This window comes from Propionispira arboris (assembly GCF_900109225.1).
Classification (GTDB): domain Bacteria; phylum Bacillota; class Negativicutes; order Selenomonadales; family Selenomonadaceae; genus Propionispira; species Propionispira arboris.
Genome location: NZ_FNZK01000010.1, coordinates 130,907 through 147,261, shown reverse-complemented (window position 1 = coordinate 147,261; position 16,355 = coordinate 130,907). Strand labels below are relative to the sequence as shown.

The window sequence follows — 16,355 nt, the reverse complement described above, 5'->3', positions numbered from 1 at the left end:
AACTTTTACTTTTTGTTCTTCAACAATTTCTTCGCCTGTTGCTTTAAGTCCAAGAATATCTGTATAGAATTTTTTTGCTTCTGCCAGATCAGCAACAGCAATACCAATATGGTCTACTCTGTCAACATTAAACATTTATAAAGATCCTCCTCAAAAACTAACAATTTCAAGTGGCCGATACAAAGCCGCCTTTATTTTAGCATACCTTTTAATAGATCATTTACGACACTATATGGGTCAATTTTCCGGTCTTCTACATCTTTTACATACTGGTCAAACTGCCCGGATGCCGTAATATGATTTGTAATATACGTGCCGATTCCATTTTTCAGGATATCCAGCATTTCATTTTTCGTGCGTTCTGTACGTCTCGTAGTCAACTGCCCTGTCGTTTTCAAATGCGCGTAATGCTCTTCAATTGTTATGATGAGTTCCTTCACACCTTGTCCCTGATTGGCCACAACTTGTTTGATTGGTGGTCGCCAATCTTTCGTCATGCCGCCAAGGTCAAGCATCATATTGAGTTCAACATTCAGCCGGTCCGCACCTTCATGATCGGCTTTGTTGATGGCAAATACATCACCAATTTCTAAGATCCCAGCTTTTATGGCTTGTATATCATCACCAAGACCAGGTACCAGTACAACCATGGTTGTATCGGCTGCTTTGACAATGTCTACCTCTGACTGACCTACACCTACGGTTTCAATAAAGATAATATCTTTACCAAATGCATCCATTGCTTTCACTGCATCTGCCGTTTTGCGTGATAAGCCGCCGAGACTGCCTCGCGTTCCCATACTGCGAATGAATACACCTTCATCTAATGTAAGATCATTCATCCGAATGCGATCGCCTAAAATTGCGCCGCCCGAAAATGGGCTTGTCGGGTCAATTGCTATGATGCCTACGGTTTTACCCATTAAACGATATTCTCTGGCGAGTTTATCTGTCAATGTGCTTTTACCTGCACCGGGTGGTCCCGTTATTCCAAATACAAAAGCGTTTCCTGTATGCGGATACAACTTTTTCATGATGTCTACTGCATCGTCGTGCTCATTTTCGATTGCGGTAATGGCACGCGACAAAGCAAGTTTTGAACCATTTAGTAATTCTTGTGCTATATCCATGTTGCACCACCTTCGGCGATACGGGCACTCCGAAGAGCACCCATCACCTCATATGACAATTATTTTACGTTTTCTTTAATGAAATCTATGATTGTTCCCGTTGTTGCTCCTGGTGTAAATACTTCCGCAATTCCTGCTGCTTTAAGAGCCGGAATATCACTTTCAGGAATAACACCGCCGCCAACAACCAGCACATCATCCATCCCTTTTCCTTTAAGTAAATTTACAACTTTAGGGAAAATATGCGCATGTGCGCCCGATAAGATACTCATTGCTACTACGTTTACGTCTTCTTGCAGTGCTGCTTCAGCAATCTGTTCCGGGGTCTGACGAAGACCTGTATATATTACTTCGAAACCTGCGTCACGAAGTGCACGTGCTACCACTTTTGCTCCACGATCATGACCATCAAGGCCCGGTTTTGCTACTAATACTCTAATACGTTTTTCCATCGTATTTGTCCCTCCAACTCTTACTATTAATTACAGATTCACATGGGCAACATATTCACCGAACACGCTGCGCATTACTCCACAAATTTCACCAAGTGTTGCATAGGTCTTAACAGCTGTTAAGATATGCGGCATAAGATTTTCTTCTTCATCTTTACATGCTTTTTCAAGGGCTATAAGTGCTTCTTTTACCGCTGCATTGTCGCGTTTTGCTCTAAGTTCAGCCAAATGTTTTTTCTGTTTTACGCCAACAGAAGCATCGACGCGAAGTAAACCTTCAACTGGTTTTTCTTCAACTTGGAATTTGTTTACGCCAACAATTGTTTTCGCACCGGATTCAACATCCATCTGCCATTGATAGGCACTGTCTTGGATTTCTTTTTGGATATATCCTTGTTCAATTGCCGAAACAGCTCCGCCGATTTCGTCAATTTTTTTGATGTAATCCCATGCTTCGGCTTCGATTTTGTTTGTCAAAGCTTCTACATAGTAAGAGCCGGCAAGTGGATCAATTACGTCAGCCAGTCCGCTTTCACACGCAACAATCTGCTGTGTACGAAGTGCAACCATTACGGAATCTTCCGTAGGAAGTGCTAAGGCTTCATCACGTGAATTTGTATGAAGGGATTGTGTGCCCCCCATTACAGCTGCTGCTGTCTGCAGAGCAACACGAACAATGTTATTGTTTGGTTGTTGTGCTGTCAGCATCGAACCGGCTGTTTGTGTATGAACACGCAGCATCCAGGATTTAGGGTTTTTAGCTTTAAAACGTTCTTTCATTACTTTTGCCCATACACGACGGGATGCTCTAAATTTCGCAACTTCTTCGAGCACATTGTTATGCGCATTCCAGAAGAACGAAAGACGTCCAGCAAATGCATCTACATCAAGGCCTGCTTTAATAGCAGCTTCGCAGTATGCAATACCATCGGCAATTGTAAAGGCGATTTCCTGTGATGCGGTTGAACCAGCTTCACGAATATGATAACCAGAAATGGAAATTGTATTCCATTTTGGTACATTTTTTGAACAATAAGCAAAGATATTTGTAATCAAACGCATGGATGGTCTTGGTGGGAAAATATACGTTCCACGAGCTGAATATTCTTTTAAAATATCATTTTGAATGGTTCCTTTTAGTTGATCTGCACTCACACCCTGTTTTTCACCAACGGCTATGTACATGGCAAGTAGTACCGATGCCGGGGCATTGATTGTCATGGAAGTCGAAACTTTGCCAAGATCAATTTTATCAAACAGAAGTTCCATATCTGCTAACGAATCAATAGCAACCCCTACTTTACCAACTTCACCTTCCGAGATATCATCATCGGAGTCATAACCGATCTGCGTTGGTAAGTCAAATGCACAGGAAAGACCTGTAGCACCGGATTCAATCAAATAGCGATACCGTTTGTTGGATTCTTCGGCCGTGGAAAACCCTGCATACATACGCATCGTCCAGAAACGACCGCGATACATCGTCGGCTGTACGCCACGAGTGAAAGGATATACCCCTGGGAATCCGATTTCATCGGCATAATCTGTATTTTGAATATCAAGCGGTGTATAAATACGTTGTTTTGGAATATTAGCCCGTTCCGGGAATTTCGCGATTGCTTTTTCTACTTTGGCTTCATAGGCAGCCAAGTCAGCTTTTACTTTATCATTACTCATAATTTTTGCCTCCTACCTTATTGCTTCATTGTACATGGTTATATAAATAAAATATAATACGGCTCTTTCCTTACACCCTATTTAAATCGGCAAGTACTGCTTTTTCATCATTTTCCATGATTTTATTTGGCAGTTTTTTAGTAAGCTCAGCTAAAAATTTTTGATCCGGTTTAAAATAAATTCGACAATTTTCTATCTTGTTTTTTTTCCCAGAAACCGTATATGCAATGGTCCATACATTCCTCGGATCAAGTGCCGATTGCATCCTATATGTTCTCCGAAAATTTGTAATATCAATTAATTTAGGCTGATATAAATAGATTCCCATAATGGAATGATTCAAAACCTCATATTTTTTTGTACCCCAGAGACTTTTTTTTATGAAGACTAATGACTTCGCTTCTATTTCACAAATATACTCTGCATTAATCCGATTAAATAACACAAATATAAAAAGAGCATCAAAAGCGAATCCAAGCGGCTGAAAAATATGCAGCATAACAAAGTTCATAATATTAAACCCCAGCAATACCGTAAAAAACAGTATGCTAACCATCATGATCCATCTATTTTTTTTTGTAGATATAGAGATTGATTTTACTACAGCGCTCATATAGTCCACCACTTTCATTTAAGCTTTTTCCTATAAAAGGAGAGTGCGAAACATCCATTTCAGCACTCCCTTTTGTTATAGATCGGAATGTCTTCACGCGAAGCGTATAATTTCTTTTTAAAATTCAAGTAAACCGAAGAATATATAGCAAAGAATACCACCAACAATGCACATGGAGAAACCCCAAATCAACAATTGACGAAATAACTTACCCTTATCTTCTTTATCATCTGCACAAGCAATACACATTGCCCCAAAGAGTGATAATGGTGATGTATCTACTAAGTGGGAACCAACATCAATTGAGGAAATCATGGCGATTGCATTTCCACCACCCAGTTGATCAACTAATCCAGGCACCAGCGGTAAAAACATGGGCATTACTACACCGGAAGAACTGGAAAAGGAAGAAATAAATCCTGTTGCAACAGCCAATACACCGTTTATGCTGGTTGTATTAGATACATTTGCAATGAGACCTACCATCGCATTTAATCCGCCGGCTTTATCCATAACATCGATTAATATCCCCATGCCACCTACCATAATAATAACCGACCAAGGAACAGCCTTAACAGCCGCTTTGCTGTCACCAGCATTTAAAACTAAGAGAATCGACGAAAGTAAAAAGGCGATAGCACCTACATTTGTCACCTTACCATTACCAATAAGATTCATGATCATTGGTGTGAAAAACTGTTTTGTCACCGATAAACTTGGTAAAATAACTAAAAGTACAAGGATTGCAATAGAACCCAAAGTCATCCATTGTTTTTTATCAAAAGGTTCTGGTTTTGGAGCAATGTCATCAATGCTCAAACTCGAAGTACGTTGATTTCTGACCCAAGTCCACCCGCCCAGTACTAAAAATCCGCCGATATTGGCTGCTAACTGAGCAATTTCAGAGTTTAAATGAATCTTCCAAGCTAACATATTTAAATCACCCATATGCTGTCCCATAGCCTCAAGCTGCGGCGCCATTTTGGCAATAAAGGAGTTAGAAATAATTCCACTTGGTGCAATTGGTGAAAAAGCTGCACCATTCGCAGCTCCAACGACAAGCAGCGTCATTAAGAATGCTTTCATGCCAATGCGGTTCGCTATAGCCATAACTACAGGTGCCATAAGCGTTACCGTAGCAATATTCCCAGGGCCAATCGTCGTAATAACCGTAATTAAGATAAAAATTATTAAAGGAATTAAAGCTGTATTGCCTTTAGCCAAACGTATGGCCTTAGCCGTAAGTTTTTCCATTGTTCCATTTGTTGTGGCAATACCAAATAAAAATGTTACACCTGTTAATACCATAAACAAATCAACCGGCCAAGCCTGCATGATTTTAACTGCTGAAAGATCTGCAAAAAGAGCACCAATACCGATAGCAAAAGCTATGGCAATAATACCAACATTAAGATCTTCATTATACATAGATATACCAACTACAATTACAATACCAACTAATGAAGCTATAGCTGCGCTAGAGAGTGCTTCCATAGAAGTATTCCTCCTTATATTACAATTACCTAGTATCTATTACATGTTAAAATTCTCCCTTTTGTAAAAAAACCTGACTACCATTATCTTTCATAGCTTGACACTTTATAATGTAACTTTACTGCATCATTACTCTTCTTCTTCATCATCCGAAGCCGGAAAAGCTTTATGTAACAATGTAGTAGCCAACATAAAAACACCGATAACAATAAACATTGTTGGCAGGGCAATAGCCATCATAGTAACCGATTTCAAAACTGCTCCATCCATTTGTAACACCTCACTTTTTATTTTGCCAGCGCCGGTATAAGTGCCAGTACTAAGCCACCAGCAACAACCGAAGCCACCTGTCCAGCTACATTAACACCGATTGCATGCTGGATGATAAAGTTGCTTGGATCTTCTTTCAAAGCCATTTTGGCAATAACACGACCAGACATTGGAAAAGCCGATATGCCGCAGGCACCGATCATTGGATTTATTTTTTCCGTTCTAAATAAATTTAATAACTTAGCAAATAATACACCACCCGCCGTATCAAATACAAAGGCAACTGCGCCAAGTCCCATAATCATAGCTACCTGAACCGTTAAAAAATTCTCACCTGACATCGTACCACCGATTGTGATACCTAAAAGCAATGTTACTAAATTTGAAAGTTCATTCTGTGCTGCATTGGAAAGATTTTCAACAACGCCAGAAACTTTTAGAATGTTCCCAAACATCAAGCTGCCAATCAGTGCAACCGAAATAGGTGCTACAATCCCTGCAATAAGTACAATCATGAGTGGGAACAAAAATTGTGTGGTTTTCGAAACAGCATCTTCTTCCGAATAACCCATTTTTATTTTGCGTTCCGATTCTGTTGTTAAAGCCTTAATAACCGGTGGTTGAATAATTGGTACTAAGGACATATAAGAATACGCTGCCACGGATAATGGTCCAAGGAGTTCTTGAGCAAAACGGCTGGCAACATAAATTGTTGTCGGACCATCCGCCGCACCAATAATACCGATTGACGCCGCATGTTCAAATGAAAATCCCATCAAAGTTGCCAAAATTGCGGTTCCGAAGATACCAACTTGAGCCGCTGCGGCAAACAGCATTACGATCGGGCGCCGAATCAATGGTGTAAAATCACACATGGCACCAATGGCAATAAAAATTAAAATAGGAAATAGTTCATTGGCAATTCCACCTTTATATAAAACCCAGAGAAAACCTTCTTCACCGACTACCTGAGAAATAGCAGATGAGCTTGGTATGTTTGCCAGCAAAGCACCAAAACCAATTGGCAAGAGCAAATTCGGCTCATAATCGCGTTTTACTGCCAAATAAATAAGTAAGGCACTGATCGCCCACATGACTACATGTTTCCATGTAAGACCGATAAAACCCATCAATAACTCATCTAACCAAGGATATTGTAATAGTAAAGACTCCATTGTTCTTCCTCCTTATATCGTCGTATGTAAAATGCAAAATCCAGTATGCCTTACGGCACTTTACTAAATCTCACATTTTAGTTACTTAAGATTACCAGAACCTGTCCTGGTTTTACATTATCACCACCACTTATATTCACTGCTTTGACAGTGCCAGCTAACGGTGCGGAAATTTCATTTTGCATCTTCATTGCTTCTAAAATTAAAAGGACATCGCCTTTTTTAGCTTGATCCCCAACTTTAACATTCACTTTACTGACTTTACCAGGCATCGGTGCGGGAATTGCTGTATCGCCAGCCGCAACAATTACTTCTGGCTTTGGTGCAGTAGCTTGCGCTGCTACAGGTGCAGGTTGGGCAGCTACACTCGAAATCACGGGTGCCAAAGGTACCGTAGCTGTCCCGCCTCCCATTTTTTCAACTTCCACTGCATAAGAGACACCATTGATTGTGATATTAAGATCCATTTTATTCATATTTAAAAACCTCCTATTTAAGATTTGCGAACCCTATGAGAATCCATTACTTGCTGACGCCCCGCCGTTACCCAAGCATTGCTGATGCGAATAATTTTAAATGCTGTTTGACCGTATTCTGTTGTCAACATGGCATATGCTGCAGCAGAAATCACAGCGATAAGCTCATTAGACAAACCCGCTGCGGACTTCACAACTGATAAATCCGTATTTATTGCAGTCTGCACTTTTTTCTTATTTTGTTTTGCTTTATCCTTACCAAATAAGAATGAAAATAACCCCATATTGGCACCTCCCATTCATGATGCAAGTCCAACCTTTACTGTTTCGTTATTCACAATGACTACATTCCGTCTGACTTGCTGTAAATTTTTTAAAAACTCGATACGTTATAATGGTATATTTCCGTGTTTTTTAGCCGGTCGACTTTCGCGTTTGCTGGTAAGCATATTTAGTGCTGTAATAATCCGTGATCTCGTTTCACTTGGTTCAATAACCATATCAACATAACCACGTTCTGCTGCTTTGTAAGGTGTAGCAAATTCCTCAATATATTCCGCTGTTTTAGCTGCAACATCCGGATCTTTACGGAAAATAATATTAGCTGCTCCAGCCGGTCCCATAACCGCAATTTCAGCAGTTGGCCAGGCCATGACTTGATCTGCACCTAAGTCACGTGAACACATGGCAAGATACGATCCGCCATAGGCCTTGCGAGTAATAACCGTAATTTTAGGTACGGTAGCCTCACAATAAGCATAAAGCATTTTTGCACCATGACGAATGATACCGCCATATTCCTGATCTGTACCCGGTAAAAATCCTGGTACATCAACAAGATTGACAACAGGAATATTAAAAGCATCACAAAAGCGAATAAAACGAGCTGATTTATCAGAGGCATTTACATCAAGACAGCCCGCCATTACAGCCGGTTGATTTGCAATAATCCCCACGGATCTGCCATCAAAATGAGCAAAGCAGGTAATGATGTTACGAGCATAATGTTCATGAATTTCATAGAATTCTCCATTATCGGCAATTGTCGTAATGATATCTTTCATATCATAGGGCTGATTCGGATTATCTGGCAGCAACGTATTTAACTCTTCATCAATTCGTCCAGCATCATCATCCGTTTCAATAATTGGAGCATCTTCCATATTATTGCTTGGCAAGAAACTAAGCAGATAGCGAATTTGATTAATACAGTCTGTCTCATTCTCTGCGGCAAAATGCGCAACCCCTGAAGTTGTATTATGTGTCATTGCTCCGCCAAGCTGCTCAGCTGTAACCTCTTCCGCTGTAACCGATTTAATAACAGCTGGACCCGTAATAAACATTTGGCTGGTATTTTTAACCATATAAATAAAATCAGTGAGAGCTGGTGAATATACTGCACCACCAGCGCATGGTCCCATGATTACAGAAATCTGCGGTATGACACCTGATGCATGGGTATTTCTCAAGAAAATATTTCCATAACCACATAGTGCATCAACGGCTTCCTGAATACGCGCTCCGCCAGAATCATTAATTCCTATAACCGGTGCGCCCATCTTCATAGCCAGATCCATAACTTTACAAATCTTAGCCGCATGCATTTCACCCAGTGAACCACCTTCTACGGTAAAATCTTGTGCATAGGCATAAACAAGACGTCCATCAACCGTTCCATAGCCCGATACTACGCCCTCACCCGGCAAATCCTTCTTTTCCTGACCGAAATTTGTACAGCGATGTTTCATAAACTGATCTAACTCAATAAAAGTTCCTTCATCAAAAAACATAGCAATGCGTTCACGAGCTGTCATTTTGCCTTTTTCATGTTGCTTGGCAATACGTGAAGCACCACCGCCTTGCATTATTTTCTCCGATTTTTTTTGCATATCTATGATTTTATCCAGCGTTTTACCCAAGGGCTGCACCTCCAATAATTTAGAATCCGCATCGAGGATCGAGCATATTATATGTACCTGTTGAAGGATGTATCTTCGAAGCGTTCTTTATCTAAGTTAAAAATACCTTATTATTGATATCCTGTATACATTATGTAAATTTTCAAACTATTTTGTAATTAAAGTCAGTGAAACAAAACAACAGGACCAAAGGAGCCCTTTTCAGTAAGGTTTCCTTTGGTCCTGCTGTTTTATCAATTACAATACAATTTATATAGCGACTAAAAGTAACGCGTAATAAGTTGTGTTCCCATAGTGGCACAACGATATTTATAAACTGGTCTGCCAATTGTTCCATAAATAAGTTCAAGTTTTAAAACATCGATTTCTTTCATAAACTCCAAATATTTACGCATTGAAACACGTGATATCCCAACTTGTACAGCAATTTCCTCTGTTGAAAATATTTTTTGCTGGCTGCTTTGTATCTTATCCCAAACCCGTTTCAGCGTATTGCGATCAATCCCTTTTGGCAATTGTACATTGACCGCATGATCTTTATACAAAATATAATGGTCTAAATCTTTCTGCTCAATTACAGCATCCTCACGCATCACTTGGATTAATTCTTTATAATTGGCCAAAGCATCTTTTAGCCGGTCAAATTCAAAAGGTTTGATAATATAATCAATCGCGCCAAAACGCAAGGCCCGCATAATCGTCGCATTATCACAAGCTGCGGTGACTACAATCACATCAATACTTTTTCCTTTTTCTCTTATTTTCATCAACAAGTCAATGCCATTCATCCCGGGCATAAAGATATCAAGTAAAACAAGATCTACTGCACACGTATCTAACATTTGCAAAGCCGCATCGGCTGAATGAAGCACCGCCTGCACTTCAAAACCCTCAACTAATTCAATATATCGTTTATTAAGCTCTGCAACCATAGGATCATCTTCAACTATTATTACCTTAATCAAAAAATCGCTCCTTACTCCTATATGGCAAACTTACATAAAAAGTAGTTCCCTGGCCCAGTTCTGAAAGAACATAGATCGTTCCCTGCAAATGAGCTAAACTGCGTTTTGTTATGTATAAACCAATCCCTCGATTTTCGCCTTTCGTTGAATATCCATTTTCATAGATAAACTTGATTTGCTTTTGATCCATACCTCGTCCGGTATCCCTTACTTCGATAAATAAACGATCATCTTCATGCAAAATCTTCACAAAAAGTTCCTTGACAGCTGTTTTTTCTAATGACTCCAACGCATTTGTCACTAAATTTCCGATAATTGTAATAAGGTCATGAACAATATCTGCCTCAAATAAATCTGGTACAAATGAATCTTCCGTCAGCTTCATTTTAACACCAGCCTCACGTGCCAAGCTCAACTTTCCCAACAAGAAACCAGCCAGCACAGGATCCTTGATCGCTCTGACAACCCCACCAACTTCAGCTTGATATGTATGAGCTATTTGCGCCACATACTCTTTAACTTGATCATAATTCCCCAGATGAATCATTCCTACAACTACATGAAGTTTATTCATGAATTCATGAGTCTGTGAACGTAATTCTTCTGCATAAATCTTAACATCCATTAATTTCTCAGCCAATTTCTGCATTTCACTTTTATCACGAAAGGTAGCAACAACACCTACAATCTCATTATTTACATAAACAGGAATACGGTTTGTCAAAATAGTTAATCCATTTAAATTCTGTTCCTGGTCGAGTTCAGCCTTGCCGGTTTTTAAAACATTTTGCATCCGTGTATTGGGAATGAAATCTTCAACATTTTTTCCAATTAGATCGCCTTTTAGTTCTGCATTATCGAGTACTCGCATCGCTGCCTTATTAATCATCGTAATCTTTTCTTCCTGATCAATCGCAAAGGCCCCTTCACGAATTGATTCCAAAATAGCATTACGTTCTTCTAACATTTTTGCAATGGCAAATGGTTCCATACCAAAGGTATACTTTTTGATCTGCCGCGCTAAAAATATGGCACCAAGAATTCCTATTACAAGCCCGCAAATACTGCCAAAAACAACACTGCCGCGACTTTGAGTTACCGCTGAAGTTACTTCATCAAGCATGATACCAACCAAGACGACTCCAACCTGTTTCCCTTGTGCTGTGTAGACCGGTGCAAAGGCGCGCAGAGATTCCCCTAATGAACCTGAGTCAATGGATGTTTGCGGATTTCCTAAAAAAGCCTCATTGGCATCATTATTTTCATAATACGTCCCGATTTTACTCGCATCGGGATGAGACATTCGCTTCCTATTCATATCCATAACTACAACAAACCGGACGCCACTGATTGCAGAAATTCGATTTGCAAACCGCTGCAAATCTTGTGGATCGCCCTGTCCTGCCAAATTATCAATTACAGCCGGGGTGCTGGCTGTAATTGTTGCAATTTCAATAGCTTCTGTCTGTAAATTCTCATATGTAATCGTGGATATTTTAGCGCTGATCAAAAAATCCGTTACCAGCAGCGATACTGAAATAACAACAAATGTAAGTAATAAAAAATTATTTTTCAAATTAAAAATTTTTCTGTTATTTTTAATCTAAGTCACCTTCTTCATTTTCCATCTAATTCTGACCACGAAATAATTTTTAAAATCTACTTATTTTTACCCAAAGGAGATTATACATATAGTATATCATATAAATAAATATCTACGATAAAAAAAGAGACATAATATTCCTGAAAATAAAAAGGAATATTATGTCTCTTCTAAAGCTTTTATTTAAAATAAAAGCTTTAGCCAATTCGATGAATTTCAACAGGCTGTGATTTTTTAAAGAGCTTTAAGAATTTCAATTTTGTTTGAGAAATAATAACTGCCACAAAAATCAAACTAAACCCTAACACCATTTTCAAGGTAATGACTTCATCATAAAAATAAACCGAAAAGAGCACACCAAACACCGATTCTAAACTTAAGATAATGGCCGCCGAAGACGGATTGGTGTATGTAAGCCCAATGCTTTGCAAAGCTAAGCACCCCGCCGTAGCAAAGAGCCCCAGATAAACAATGCCCCAAATATCATTCGTGACATAGCTCTCTGGCAAAAAACCTTGTGAAAATACTAAAATCCATGAAAAAGCAGCTACAAATACAAGCTGCAGGCACGTCATAACCAAAGGATTCCGGCCCTTGCAAGCCATCGCGACAAGGACAATTTCTACGGCTCCAGCGATCCCGCCTAGCAGCGTATAAATATCACCCCGTAAAATGGTCAGACCATCCGTCAACGATACCAAACCAATTCCGATTAAACATAAAAAAGCTGCACCGAAATTATATCCATCAGGACGGCCCTGACGAAATAACCAATAGACAAAAGGCACCAGGACACAATAAATCGAGGTCAAAAAAGCACTTTTCCCTGGTGTAGTATCAAGTTCTAAGCCAAAAATATGGACACCATACGAAAAAAAAGTGATAATACCTAAGAGAATTCCCCATTTTAAATAAGCAGAATCAATTTCAGATAAATCTTTTCCACAAAAAGCGGCAATTGAAATGGCTCCTACCGTAAATCGAATCGCCAAAATAACTGCCGTTGGTAATGATCCGGCTGCCATTTTGGTTATAACAAAAGTACTGCCCCAAATTATTGCTGCCAACAGCAAAAGCATGGTATAAAATAAATCACTTCTTTTGGTCAAAATAAACTCCACTCCCTGAAAAAATATAGAAGCAGCCTAGCGCCGCCTAGCGCCGCTCCCCCTATAATGCTCTGATTGAATATCATTTCATCATAGCAAGCCCCTGTTTAAAAGTCAAACAACGAAAAAAAGCCCCGTGTAAATCAATACTGATTCACCCGGAGCTTTTCCTACGTTAGCCTATTTTATTCAATAGGAATTGTCTTCTTAATTTCTTCAACCGAATTTTTGGGCAAGACTACTTTTAAAATGCCTTCTTTTAATTCTGCTTTAATTTTGCTTTCATCAATATCATCAATATAGAAAGAACGTTCCATTTTAGTAGTATGACGTTCACGACAAATGTATTTGCCATCTTCATCATGTTCTTCGTGTTCTTCGTTGCGGTTTGCCGTAATCGAAAGATAATTCTTATCATAATCCAAAACAATATTTTCTCTATTAATGCCCGGTAATTCTGCTAAAATTTCATAGGAGCCCCCACAATCTTTAACATCTACCTTAAAAGATGAAAAAACGGAACTTACTTTACTGAGCGGACCCAACGGTTGTTCAAACATATAATCCATAATACGTTCTAAAGATTCTTTGCGTTTTGAAGCATTGTTTCTTAAACCAAACGGCACCATTCCAAACATAAAGTTTACCTCCTTAAATAATTTTTAACCAATATAGGCAAAAACAAAATTTTTTCACTTTCTCAATTTCCTTATACCTTCATTATAGCTAAAAAAGTCAAAAAGTCAAATATATTTATATTGTTTCAAATATCACCACAATGTTTTTATTTATCAATATAATGACTGAAACTACCAATAACAATTTTCGGAAAGGCCTGATGGAGTTCATTTAAAAATGCTTTTGTTCCTACCATTTGTCCCTTTCGTGGCGGCATAACAGCCAAAAAATCATCCGGATCTATATTGAGATTTCTGACCTGAATCATATCAACCTGTGTTTTTTCAAGGAATGTTTTCCAGCCAATGACCTCTTCTTCCCGATCATTAAACCCCGGTGAAAACAACATATTAAGTGATACATATACACCATGTTCCTTAGCATAACGAATCGATACAATCACATTTTCCAGTTCATAGCTTGAGCGATAATACGCTTGATAACTGTCCGCACAACCACTGATAATACTGACGCGCATTGTATCAAGACCCGCATCAACGATTTTTTTTATGCCAATCGTGTAACCGGCATTCGTATTGATATTAATTTGTCCGCACTGTGTCTTACCCCGAATGATTTTTATTCCTGCTGCAATGGAATCCGCAGCGAGAGATGGCTCGCCTTCACAACCCTGGCCAAAACTGATGATTGCTTCCGGGGCATTAGCAAGATGATAAATACCCACCTCAGCAATTTCCTGCGGTGTTGGTTTAAAGGTAATCCGACTTTGTGGTGAAGGACAGCACTCCGCCGGCTGCAAAGAAATGCAGCCAAAACAATTGGCATTACAAGTCGGTGACGTGGGAATTCCCGCTTCCCAGCGCCGATAAAATAAATTTTGTGCCGTACAGCAATGCCATTTCAAGGAACAATTGCCCACTTGTTCGACAATACGATTGCCCTTGAGATCTTTTTTCGTTCGGCTGACTAACTTTTTCAATTCATTTGTATTATAATGTGCCGGGTCCCATTTTGAATTTTCATCCGTATAAATCGCGGCGACATAAAGTTCTTCTTTATAAAGAACCACTGCCGTATAACCATAAAGAGCCAAATGTTCTGCTGTTTCCGCTTTTTGGTATGCCGGCATATGGGTTCTTGTATAGCCTGCTGGTAAAATAGCGGCTACCGCCAGACCAGTAATCGGCATAACCTGACCGTCTTGCTTTCCTACGGCCAAACGATCGGGCAAAAACATTAAATCTGCACTTTCAGGAAGTAAAATCAGGTCCTCCTCACGTAATAATACATTTTCAGCCCCGATACGCCCCATGCCTGAATATCCAGGTGCATCAAAAATTTCACCATTTTCACCGGCATACAATGCTGTAATCATAGTTTTTCACCAGTACCTTCCAGTGTTTCAGGTCCAGTCTGAACCGTCGTCGTTTCTTGTTTTGGCATTTTTTGCTTTTTAACTTTTTTGGGATTGAATTTATTCATCGCCTTATCGACATCTTCTTTGACAATACATTCAATGGCTGGCAATAATGACTGGATGACTTCCTTAATTTTAACACAATCGTCGCCAGCAAATTTCGCCAAAACATGGTTTACGACTGTCCAGCCCGGTAGTGGGCGACCAACGCCGATCCGTATCCGGGCAAAGTTTTCATCGCCAATATTCACTAAAATCGACTCAATACCACGATGCCCTCCCGAACTGCCTTTACGGCGGATACGCATCGTGCCGATTTCGATATCCATATCATCATGTGCTACAACCAAGTCTTCAACACCCAGTTTATACCAGTTTAAAAGAGGCTGTACAGCATTCCCGCTAAGATTCATAAAGGTCTGTGGTTTTACCAGCAGGATTTTCTCACTGCCAATATGTCCTTCCGCAATTTTTGCGGAAAATTTATCTTTCCAAATTGTTATATTCAAATGCTTTGCTAACGCGTCGATCAACATGAAACCGACATTATGACGTGTTTGATTATATTCATTGCCCGGATTGCCGAGACCCACTATTACTTTCACTAAAAAATCCTCCAACTATGTGATGATTAAATGATATGAATCGTCACTTTAAAATTATCAGCCGCTTCGGCCTGTGTTTTCCACATCGGAAAATTAGATAAATCAATTGTTATATCGCCACTATTCTGTGCCACAAGTGTAAACACCCGCAGCCCCGGTTTGCCAACCATAGCTGGCGAATTATCCGGCACAAGCATCTGCTGATCTAATAATTGCAAATGATTTTGATCGAATCCATTCCACTGCCAAACATAACCCGTACTCGGATTTTCGTTCAAACGCAATTGGATTTTGGTTCCTGAACGAACATTCAGTGTTTGTCCATTGTTATCACCCGTCAATATAAGTTCCCCGCTTTTTACATTCTTTTCTTCTGAAGTAAATAAAATTTGGGCCTGATGATTTTTGAATTCACTGCCAAAACAGCGAATCCCCGTTGTTGCATCATTCACTGCAAATAAAACGTCATTCACCGCATCGCCAGTTAAATCGCAAACAAAAATCCGACCACTTTCTCCGTTTACACCAGACAAAGCCGTTTTATAAACCGAATTTGGATTTGCCCCATCTTGAACAAGCACATTTATATTTGAAAATCCCCCACCAGGTCCTTGTGCTTTTCCATATAGTATAATCTGATCGGTCACAGCATCACCCGTAACATCCGCTGCTGCCTGATCGATTAGGGTTTCATCCCCAGCCAGCAAATCACTAGCTGCAGCACTGACCAAAGAGTTCACATTCAGTAATAAACTTATCTGCAAAAATACGATCACGAATAATTTTTCCCCTGGCAAAACACATTCCTTCT

Annotated in this window: 18 protein-coding genes; all 18 read right to left on the bottom strand. The window is 39.6% G+C overall.

The window, feature by feature from the left end; all coding sequences use genetic code 11:
* On the bottom strand, window positions 1–135 hold a 135-nt coding region (locus BMY14_RS11205), incomplete at its 3' end, for a VOC family protein (protein WP_177177511.1).
* Between the two features lie 56 nt (window positions 136–191).
* Entirely contained in the window at window positions 192–1,130 is a 939-nt protein-coding gene (gene meaB / locus BMY14_RS11200; protein ID WP_091831763.1) for a methylmalonyl Co-A mutase-associated GTPase MeaB, read from the bottom strand.
* Window positions 1,131–1,189: 59 nt separating this feature from the next.
* A complete protein-coding gene (locus tag BMY14_RS11195) occupies window positions 1,190–1,582 on the bottom strand; it encodes a cobalamin B12-binding domain-containing protein (protein WP_091830529.1) in 393 nt (130 codons plus the stop codon).
* A 30-nt stretch (window positions 1,583–1,612) separates the two neighbouring features.
* Window positions 1,613–3,259 carry an acyl-CoA mutase large subunit family protein gene (locus BMY14_RS11190; protein ID WP_091830531.1) on the bottom strand — a complete coding sequence of 549 codons (1,647 nt, stop codon included), beginning with the start codon at window positions 3,257–3,259 and terminating at the stop codon, window positions 1,613–1,615.
* A 70-nt stretch (window positions 3,260–3,329) separates the two neighbouring features.
* Window positions 3,330–3,818, bottom strand: coding sequence for a hypothetical protein (locus BMY14_RS11185; protein WP_177177560.1), 489 nt, complete (start codon window positions 3,816–3,818; stop codon window positions 3,330–3,332).
* 171 nt (window positions 3,819–3,989) lie between these two features.
* Window positions 3,990–5,366, bottom strand: a complete 1,377-nt coding sequence (locus tag BMY14_RS11180; RefSeq protein WP_091831759.1) for an SLC13 family permease — start codon at window positions 5,364–5,366, stop codon at window positions 3,990–3,992.
* 129 nt (window positions 5,367–5,495) lie between these two features.
* A complete protein-coding gene (locus BMY14_RS20540; RefSeq protein WP_177177559.1) occupies window positions 5,496–5,636 on the bottom strand; it encodes a hypothetical protein in 141 nt (46 codons plus the stop codon).
* A 17-nt stretch (window positions 5,637–5,653) separates the two neighbouring features.
* A complete protein-coding gene (locus BMY14_RS11175) occupies window positions 5,654–6,811 on the bottom strand; it encodes a sodium ion-translocating decarboxylase subunit beta (RefSeq protein ID WP_091831758.1) in 1,158 nt (385 codons plus the stop codon).
* Window positions 6,812–6,888: 77 nt separating this feature from the next.
* On the bottom strand, window positions 6,889–7,287 hold the full coding sequence (locus BMY14_RS11170; protein WP_091831756.1) for a biotin/lipoyl-containing protein: 399 nt from the start codon (window positions 7,285–7,287) through the stop codon (window positions 6,889–6,891).
* A gap of 17 nt (window positions 7,288–7,304) precedes the next feature.
* On the bottom strand, window positions 7,305–7,571 hold the full coding sequence (locus tag BMY14_RS11165) for a hypothetical protein (RefSeq protein WP_091831754.1): 267 nt from the start codon (window positions 7,569–7,571) through the stop codon (window positions 7,305–7,307).
* A 105-nt stretch (window positions 7,572–7,676) separates the two neighbouring features.
* On the bottom strand, window positions 7,677–9,176 hold the full coding sequence (gene mmdA, locus BMY14_RS11160; protein WP_091831770.1) for a methylmalonyl-CoA decarboxylase subunit alpha: 1,500 nt from the start codon (window positions 9,174–9,176) through the stop codon (window positions 7,677–7,679).
* Between the two features lie 290 nt (window positions 9,177–9,466).
* Complete coding sequence (locus tag BMY14_RS11155) at window positions 9,467–10,171, bottom strand: response regulator (protein WP_091831752.1); 705 nt, start codon at window positions 10,169–10,171, stop codon at window positions 9,467–9,469.
* Window positions 10,164–11,747 (bottom strand): DcuS/MalK family sensor histidine kinase, encoded by a 1,584-nt coding sequence (gene dcuS / locus BMY14_RS11150; protein ID WP_245741381.1) that lies wholly within the window; start codon window positions 11,745–11,747, stop codon window positions 10,164–10,166. The genes BMY14_RS11155 and dcuS overlap by 8 nt, the downstream gene beginning before the upstream one ends.
* Window positions 11,748–11,971: 224 nt before the next feature.
* Window positions 11,972–12,883, bottom strand: a complete 912-nt coding sequence (locus BMY14_RS11145; protein ID WP_091831748.1) for a DMT family transporter — start codon at window positions 12,881–12,883, stop codon at window positions 11,972–11,974.
* Between the two features lie 185 nt (window positions 12,884–13,068).
* A complete protein-coding gene (locus tag BMY14_RS11140) occupies window positions 13,069–13,521 on the bottom strand; it encodes an Hsp20 family protein (protein WP_091831746.1) in 453 nt (150 codons plus the stop codon).
* 146 nt (window positions 13,522–13,667) lie between these two features.
* Complete coding sequence (locus tag BMY14_RS11135) at window positions 13,668–14,897, bottom strand: radical SAM family protein (RefSeq protein ID WP_091831745.1); 1,230 nt, start codon at window positions 14,895–14,897, stop codon at window positions 13,668–13,670.
* Window positions 14,894–15,544, bottom strand: a complete 651-nt coding sequence (gene pth, locus BMY14_RS11130; RefSeq protein WP_091831743.1) for an aminoacyl-tRNA hydrolase — start codon at window positions 15,542–15,544, stop codon at window positions 14,894–14,896. The genes BMY14_RS11135 and pth overlap by 4 nt, the downstream gene beginning before the upstream one ends.
* A gap of 26 nt (window positions 15,545–15,570) precedes the next feature.
* A complete protein-coding gene (locus BMY14_RS11125) occupies window positions 15,571–16,341 on the bottom strand; it encodes a protease inhibitor I42 family protein (RefSeq protein WP_177177558.1) in 771 nt (256 codons plus the stop codon).
* Between the last annotated feature and the right edge of the window lie 14 nt (window positions 16,342–16,355).

Coding starts and splice junctions, on each gene's coding strand:
- meaB (WP_091831763.1), bottom strand. CDS start 1,130: ATGGATATAGCACAAGAATTACTAAATGGTTCAAAACTTGCTTTGTCG.
- BMY14_RS11190 (WP_091830531.1), bottom strand. CDS start 3,259: ATGAGTAATGATAAAGTAAAAGCTGACTTGGCTGCCTATGAAGCCAAA.
- BMY14_RS11195 (WP_091830529.1), bottom strand. CDS start 1,582: ATGGAAAAACGTATTAGAGTATTAGTAGCAAAACCGGGCCTTGATGGT.
- BMY14_RS11140 (WP_091831746.1), bottom strand. CDS start 13,521: ATGTTTGGAATGGTGCCGTTTGGTTTAAGAAACAATGCTTCAAAACGC.
- BMY14_RS11165 (WP_091831754.1), bottom strand. CDS start 7,571: ATGGGGTTATTTTCATTCTTATTTGGTAAGGATAAAGCAAAACAAAAT.
- mmdA (WP_091831770.1), bottom strand. CDS start 9,176: ATGCAAAAAAAATCGGAGAAAATAATGCAAGGCGGTGGTGCTTCACGT.
- BMY14_RS11135 (WP_091831745.1), bottom strand. CDS start 14,897: ATGATTACAGCATTGTATGCCGGTGAAAATGGTGAAATTTTTGATGCA.
- BMY14_RS11175 (WP_091831758.1), bottom strand. CDS start 6,811: ATGGAGTCTTTACTATTACAATATCCTTGGTTAGATGAGTTATTGATG.
- BMY14_RS20540 (WP_177177559.1), bottom strand. CDS start 5,636: ATGGATGGAGCAGTTTTGAAATCGGTTACTATGATGGCTATTGCCCTG.
- BMY14_RS11180 (WP_091831759.1), bottom strand. CDS start 5,366: ATGGAAGCACTCTCTAGCGCAGCTATAGCTTCATTAGTTGGTATTGTA.
- BMY14_RS11170 (WP_091831756.1), bottom strand. CDS start 7,287: ATGAATAAAATGGATCTTAATATCACAATCAATGGTGTCTCTTATGCA.
- BMY14_RS11185 (WP_177177560.1), bottom strand. CDS start 3,818: ATGATGGTTAGCATACTGTTTTTTACGGTATTGCTGGGGTTTAATATT.